Origin of the sequence: Fulvivirga kasyanovii, from assembly GCF_009711405.1 — a bacterium.
GTDB lineage: Bacteria > Bacteroidota > Bacteroidia > Cytophagales > Cyclobacteriaceae > Fulvivirga > Fulvivirga kasyanovii.
Genome location: NZ_SMLW01000090.1, coordinates 1 through 598, shown reverse-complemented (window position 1 = coordinate 598; position 598 = coordinate 1). Strand labels below are relative to the sequence as shown.

The following is a 598-nucleotide window of genomic DNA, read 5'->3' as shown; positions in this document are numbered from 1 at the left end:
GATTGTCTTCGGTTTCGTCGTAAAGGTCAGCCTTGTATTTCCCAAGTGGTCTTTTAAATGGTACTGGTATTCAAAATCTCCTGTAGTTTCATCCTTTACTATCCTTCCTTCTTCATGCTGGATCAGTTGGAGTTTTGTATTGCCATCGGCATCGGTCTCATAAATAAATTCTCCTATATACTCCGTTTTCTTTACCAGCTTACCCTTGGCATCATAAACTTCCTGCGCCCGCTTGGTTCCGGTGGCATCGTATATATATTTGATGTATTGTCCATCCGACTTAATAACTTTTTCCGGTAGGTTCAGGTGGTTGTATACTATCTTCTCTATCCCTTTGTTCTTGTCTTTTGCCAGGTTGCCATTGGCATCATACCCATAGTCATCATCATCCGTGTTTTTATCTGCAAAGCCTTCCCAGCCTGCTGCATCGCTTACGGCCGTAAGCTGGTTGCCGCCTTTGGCATAGCTGTAGGTCAAAGCATCTATGGTGCGCAGGTCTTCTTCTATCGATTGCCGGTTCAGGCTTTGGATGTTGCCGTTAAGGTCATAGTTGATGTTGTTTACGCTGTAGCCGCCTTGTGCAGACTCCGTAACCCAG

General features: G+C 45.0%; 1 protein-coding gene. It reads right to left on the bottom strand.

What is annotated here, in order from left to right:
• The coding region (locus tag E1163_RS30120; RefSeq protein ID WP_425482656.1) for an RHS repeat domain-containing protein at nt 1–598 on the bottom strand (598 nt) is incomplete at both ends.